This is a genomic window from Allosphingosinicella sp. (genome assembly GCF_036387215.1).
Lineage (GTDB): Bacteria > Pseudomonadota > Alphaproteobacteria > Sphingomonadales > Sphingomonadaceae > Allosphingosinicella.
Genome location: NZ_DASVUE010000236.1, coordinates 1 through 5,741, shown reverse-complemented (window position 1 = coordinate 5,741; position 5,741 = coordinate 1). Strand labels below are relative to the sequence as shown.

The following is a 5,741-nucleotide window of genomic DNA, read 5'->3' as shown; positions in this document are numbered from 1 at the left end:
TCGTTGGGTCCGATCAGCTGGTGGTGCGCGACCCGGACCGAGTGGATCGCCGCCTCGATCTCGCGCCGCCAATGGTCGAGGAACTGGTGGACCCCTGGGAAGGACGGGGCGACGTCGTAAAGCTGCCAAACGAACAGCTGGATGAGCTTGGGATGATCCGGCATGTAATAGCTGATCTCGGCGGTGGTGAGGCCGTAGCCGCGCACCTGGAGTAGGAAATCGCGGTCGATCACCGGCTGGCCCTCCTGCTGAGGATAGCGGCGGGACTGAACCGGCCGCGGGTGAGAACGCGCTTCAAAGCCACTGACACTGGGACCTCCTGCTTCTCCTCAAAACTCCTGTTCGGGCCTCCCCGTGGGCTGCCATCAACCCGGGAGCAGCGAATCTCGTTCCGCAACAGTATCAAAATTCGAGCCGGATTTAAGCCGCTTGGCGCTGCGAGTGCCGCGGAAGGCACAAGCCTGCGGTTGCAGATGTTGCCCGGGAGTGAGACAAGACGGCCGTCGCTTTGCTTGAGGATGTTCCAGCGATGAAGTCAGCCCCGTTGCTCGGCCTTGCGCTCCTTGCCGCCGCCTGCGCTCCGGCGCGAGTCAGCCATCCCACCAAGACGGCGGCGCAGATGCAGGTCGATATCGAAATGTGCTCGAGGCAGGCGAAGCACGATTACTGGATGGATCCGATCGCAGCGCTCTATCACGCATATGATTGCCTCGAGGCGAAGGGATATGAGCGGGACAGCAAGCATATCTCCTCCCAGATCGAGCGTGCGCTCGGCGAAGCGCCGAAGCGGCCGAAGGGACCGGCGGCGCCGGCGGCACCCTGCCGGGTTCCCTGCCGGAAGAGCTGAAGCAGCGCCCTGGCCAATGAACGGCGGCTGACGGGCGCATTCAGGCTTTTATCAACCGAATCAGTGCATAAGCGCATCGTCGGCAGCAGGGCGCGACGAGTTTGCGGGGCGTATCTTCCGCGGTCGGCCTGGTTATCGACCCCTCGGGTCGCGTAATGAGGGAGGGGCCGGCATTCCTCGGAGTGCCGGCCCCTATCTATTTCGGCAGCGAAGAAGCCGCCGCCTCAGCAGCGCCGGCCGTAATCGTAGATCCGATCGCCGCGGTCGTTCACGTAATAGCATTCGCCGCGATTGTTGCGGTACCAGCGGCGGTCGTTGTTGGACGTGGCAGCGCCGATGATGCCGCCCGCGACCGCGCCGACAGCGGCGCCTTCGCCCGTGCTGACCCCGCCGACCGCTGCTCCGACGGCCGCGCCGACCGCCGCTCCGGCCGCGGCGCCGACCACCGCACGCTCGCGCTGCCGGGCATTCCTGTCATAGCCGTATTCGTCATAGCTCGCGCAGGCGCCGAGCGGAGCCGAGACGGCAAATATCGTCGCGATCATAAGGGTCTTACGCATAACTCACCTCTTGCTGACGGGCCCGGCCAGTCACGGATCGTCCGGATGCGCAGGGCCGCTTCTGATCAAACGAGAAGTGCTCGCCCTTCGTTCCGGCGCAGTGGCGCGGAGCCACTTCCACCGCTCAGCGTTAGGCATCGGCGCGGGCGAGGTTCGGCCGCTGCCGGTAGGCTTCAAGTGCAATTTGCCGGCCCGATGCGGCGGGCGAGACAGGGAAGACAGACATGACGACACGGACGAAACTGATCGCCACCGCAGCTAGCGTGCTGCTGCTTAGCGCCTGCGGCGGCGGCGGCCAGAGCGAGGCGAACAACAGCGCCGGCAACGATACGACGGCCGCCGGCGAAGGCCTGATCCCGGGCGACAACACGATGGGCAACGTGGCGGGCGCCGCCGGCAATGTCGCGGAAGATGCCGGGAACATGGCGCAGAACGCCGCCAACGCCGTCGGCAATGCGGCGGAAGACGCCGGCAACTCCGTCAGCAACACCAGCGCCGGCGGGAACACGAGCGGCGGCAACAGCCAGTAGGTTGCCGACATTGTGCCGGGGAGGCCGCGATCGGCTCCCCGGTGCAACGGGCGTGCGGAAGCGGCTTCCGGAAACGAGGAAGGAACAAGCGGCCGGCGCGTCCTTGCCACGGGCACCCGGGGCTGGACGACTTTTGTTGCTTTCGGTGGTAATCGAAAGCGTCCAGTCTTTGGTTGAGAGCCGTACGAGTCCCCCCGCCTTGTCAAAGGCGTGTGGCTTCGGCGCTCCCTCCTTGCGGAGCGGGCGCCGCCGGCGTTGCGGCCGAAGCCGCCGCACCGGAAGGACCTACTAATGAAACCGGCTCTTCTATAGACGCGAGCTCATACGTTCCCGGATGAACATCCGCGCCGACCGCCCTGCTTCGCCGAGGCTTTGCGGCCGGACCGGAGCCCGTCCGCGCAGCTCCCGCAATGGGAGCGAAGCAGATCCCCCTGCCCCTCCGGGTGATCAGGCCGACCAGGCAGGATCGACTTGCTAGCCTATTTGGTTCCAAATGTCAAGAACATTTGTGGATCGCCTTTCTGTGACTGCCGGAAGTGCAATTTATTGGGAAGCGTTCGTTTCCATGATGAAGTCGCGCAACTGCCCTGGGTTCGTGCCTCGAAACCGCGGCTGCTGCTGGAAACAAGCGGTCACTCCTGATAGAGAGATGAGCATGAACGCATTGCACGACGCCGCCAACGTGCCGCATGCCGCCCGCCTCAGGGTCGAGGATTTTCTGCTGCTCCAGGAGCACGGCGCATTCGACGATTATTCGAAGAGCGAGTTGATCGAGGGAGAGATCATCTGCATGAACTCGCAGTTCAGCCGTCACGCACGGGTGAAGTCCAATCTCGCCTTTGAACTGGAAACGTGCCTGCGAGGCATGAAGTCGCCGCTCCAAGCCATCGTCGAAGTCGCGGTTGCTGTCTCTGCCGACACGATGCCTGAGCCGGACATCGTGCTGACGAGCTTTCGCGCCAACGGTCCTGTTCCGCTGGACACGGTCGCTTTGGTCATCGAAGTCGCGGACACTACCCTCGCCACCGATCTGGGCCGCAAGGCGGACATCTACGCACGCGTCGGCATCCCCGAATATTGGGTGATCGATCTCAACGAAGACCGCTGCCTGCTGCACATGGGCACGGGACCCGACGGCTATGCGGAGCAGATCGACGTCCCGTTCGGCGAAGTGCTGATTTCAGCGACCATTGACGGATTGAAGGCCGGGACGGCTGGACTGGCGTAATCGGATGTTGTGCTCGGAGCCGTGGCGGCGGCTCAGGTAGGTCAGCTATTCCATTCGTCGGGCTTGTGCAGGTCAACCTGCTTAGAGCTTTCCATCGTTGTTGATCCGAGAAGCATGAGCTTCTGTGCCTGGAATTCCTCGTGAGTGAGAGCGCCTGCCTGATACAACTCCCAGAGCTTCCCGATCCTGCTCTCTACACCATCGGCACTGGCGAATTGTGGCGCGAACGTAGCCCGGTGATCCGAGCGGATCGCATTCGCGAGCAGGGCGTGAAAATGCTCGAGCCTGCGTGCGGGCTCCTTGAGCAACGGACTATTCGAATCGACGCCGTTTCCCGCCATTCGGAAGAAGGAAATGCGATGAACCGGTTCGCTCCGTTCATCGATCAAGATTTTGAGGCTGAGATCGCTGACACGCTCCCGCTGCCGTTTAGAGCCGGTCAGGCCGCCTACCAAGAGCCCGAGAGGACCGAGAAGTACCGCTCCGACAGCCGCACCCATTACCTGCGATCCACGGTTAGTTTGCTGGATCGACTGTCCGTTCTTCTCGATTTCTACTGAGTTGATTGCCGACCAAGCGACTTCGACGTGGTTAGTTACCGTTCCGACGGCAAGGCGCCGGCGGTCGTGATCTAAGGCTAGAACTCCTCGATCAAAGGCCGAAACATAGATTTCCCATCCCTGATGTGCGCCTGTGAACGTAGCATTCTCAGCCTCGTGCTGTTTCTTGATCTTGTTTGCAGCTGACACGCCGTAAATCAAAAGCCCGACGATTATGATCGCGATTAGGATCCACATCCCCACCACTCCCCCTTCGAGCCAGCATAACTCACTATGCTGAGATCACAACCGCCTCGTCCGGGCATGCAAGCGCAGCCTCGGGAGCATGAGAAGAGGCGAGGCTAGCGCGTGAGCTTCTTGTAGCTCATCCGGTGCGGGCGGTCGGCTTCGGGGCCCATGCGACGGCGCTTGTCCTCCTCATAGGCTTCGAAATTGCCCTCGAACCATTCGACGTGGCTGTCGCCCTCGAAGGCGAGGATGTGAGTCGCCAGGCGATCGAGGAAGAAGCGGTCGTGGCTGATCACCACCGCGCAGCCCGCGAAATTCTCGAGTGCGTCTTCCAGCGCGCGCAGAGTCTCCACGTCGAGATCGTTGGTCGGCTCGTCGAGCAGGAGGACGTTGCCGCCCTTCTGAAGCATCTTGGCCATGTGGACCCGGTTGCGCTCGCCGCCCGAGAGCTGGCCGACCTTCTTCTGCTGGTCCTGGCCCTTGAAGTTGAATGCCCCGACATAGGCGCGGGTGGACACTTCGTGCTTTCCGAGCTTGAACACGTCGGCGCCGCCCGAAACCTCTTCCCACACATTATGGTTGGGATTGAGCGCGTCGCGGCTCTGGTCGACATAGCCGAGGCGAACCGTCTCGCCGATTTTGATCGAGCCGTCGTCGGGCTGCTCGGCGCCCGTGATCAGCTTGAACAGCGTCGTCTTGCCCGCGCCGTTGGGGCCGATCACGCCGACGATGCCGCCGGGCGGCAGGCTGAAGGTCAGATCCTCGAACAGCAATTTGTCGCCATAGGCCTTGGTGAGGCCCTTCGTTTCAATCACCGTGCCGCCGAGCCGCTCGGGCACCTGGATGAGGATCTGCGCCTTGCCCGGCGTGCGGTTTTCCTGCGCCTCGACGAGTTCGTCGAACGCCTTGATGCGCGCCTTGGACTTGGTCTGGCGGGCTTTCGGGGAACGCCGGATCCAGTCCAGCTCCTCCTGGATCGCCTTTTGCTTGCCTTCGTCCTCGCGCTCTTCCTGCGCCAGGCGCTTGGCCTTCTTGTCCAGATAGCCCGAATAATTGCTCTCGTAGATGTAGTAGCGGCCGCGATCGAGCTCGAGCACCCAGTTCACCACATTGTCGAGGAAGTAGCGATCGTGGGTGACGAGGATGACGTTGCCGGCATAGTCGACGAGATGCTTCTCAAGCCACTGCACGCTCTCGGCATCGAGGTGGTTGGTGGGCTCGTCGAGAAGCAGGATGTCGGGCTTTTCGAGCAGCAGCTTGGTAAGCGCGACGCGCCGCTTCTCGCCGCCTGAGAGATTGGCGATCGGGCTGTCGCCGGGCGGGCAGCGAAGCGCGTCCATCGCGATCTCGAGCTGGTTGTCGAGCGACCAGCCATCGACCGCGTCGATCTTCTCCTGGAGCTCGCCCATCTCGGTCATCAGAGCGTCGAAATCGGCATCCTCGGGCGGATCGCCCATGATCGTCGAAATCTCGTTGAAGCGCTCCATCATGTCGGCGACCGGGCGGACGCCGTCCATGACGTTCTCCTTGACGGTCTTGGTGGGATCGAGCTGCGGCTCCTGCTCGAGGTATCCGACGCGGATATGCTCGCCCGGCCAGGCTTCGCCCTGATATTCCGTGTCGCGGCCCGCCATGATCTTCATCAGCGTCGACTTGCCCGAGCCGTTCGGCCCGATGATCGCGATCTTGGCGTCGGAATAGAATTGCAGGTGGATGTTGTTGAGGATGGGCTTGGGGGCGCCCGGGAAGGTCTTCGTCATGCCCTTCATAACAAAGCTATATTGTGCG

Annotated in this window: 7 protein-coding genes; 3 read left to right on the top strand and 4 right to left on the bottom strand. The window is 62.6% G+C overall.

Annotated elements, in window-relative coordinates; translation table 11 throughout:
• Positions 1-233, bottom strand: a 233-nt coding sequence (locus VF662_RS09340; protein ID WP_464140197.1) for a protein usg, incomplete at its 3' end; no start/stop codon positions are given.
• Positions 234-529: 296 nt separating this feature from the next.
• Here VF662_RS09340 and VF662_RS09335 point away from each other — a divergent pair.
• Positions 530-847 carry a hypothetical protein gene (locus VF662_RS09335; protein ID WP_464140195.1) on the top strand — a complete coding sequence of 106 codons (318 nt, stop codon included), beginning with the start codon at positions 530-532 and terminating at the stop codon, positions 845-847.
• 224 nt (positions 848-1,071) lie between these two features.
• Here the strand turns inward: VF662_RS09335 and VF662_RS09330 are convergent, their stop codons facing one another.
• The gene (locus tag VF662_RS09330) at positions 1,072-1,407 is read right to left on the bottom strand and encodes a DUF3482 domain-containing protein (protein WP_464140193.1); all 336 of its coding nucleotides are present in this window, start codon (positions 1,405-1,407) and stop codon (positions 1,072-1,074) included.
• Positions 1,408-1,631: 224 nt separating this feature from the next.
• Here VF662_RS09330 and VF662_RS09325 point away from each other — a divergent pair, with 224 nt between their 5' ends.
• Entirely contained in the window at positions 1,632-1,937 is a 306-nt protein-coding gene (locus tag VF662_RS09325; RefSeq protein WP_464140191.1) for a hypothetical protein, read from the top strand.
• Positions 1,938-2,592: 655 nt separating this feature from the next.
• Positions 2,593-3,165, top strand: a complete 573-nt coding sequence (locus VF662_RS09320; RefSeq protein WP_464140189.1) for a Uma2 family endonuclease — start codon at positions 2,593-2,595, stop codon at positions 3,163-3,165.
• 41 nt (positions 3,166-3,206) lie between these two features.
• Here VF662_RS09320 and VF662_RS09315 read toward each other — a convergent pair whose 3' ends face one another.
• Together VF662_RS09315 and ettA are read right to left on the bottom strand one after the other, a co-directional pair.
• Complete coding sequence (locus VF662_RS09315; RefSeq protein WP_464140187.1) at positions 3,207-3,962, bottom strand: hypothetical protein; 756 nt, start codon at positions 3,960-3,962, stop codon at positions 3,207-3,209.
• Between the two features lie 104 nt (positions 3,963-4,066).
• A partial coding sequence (gene ettA / locus VF662_RS09310) for an energy-dependent translational throttle protein EttA (RefSeq protein ID WP_464140185.1) occupies positions 4,067-5,741 on the bottom strand: 1,675 nt, incomplete at its 5' end.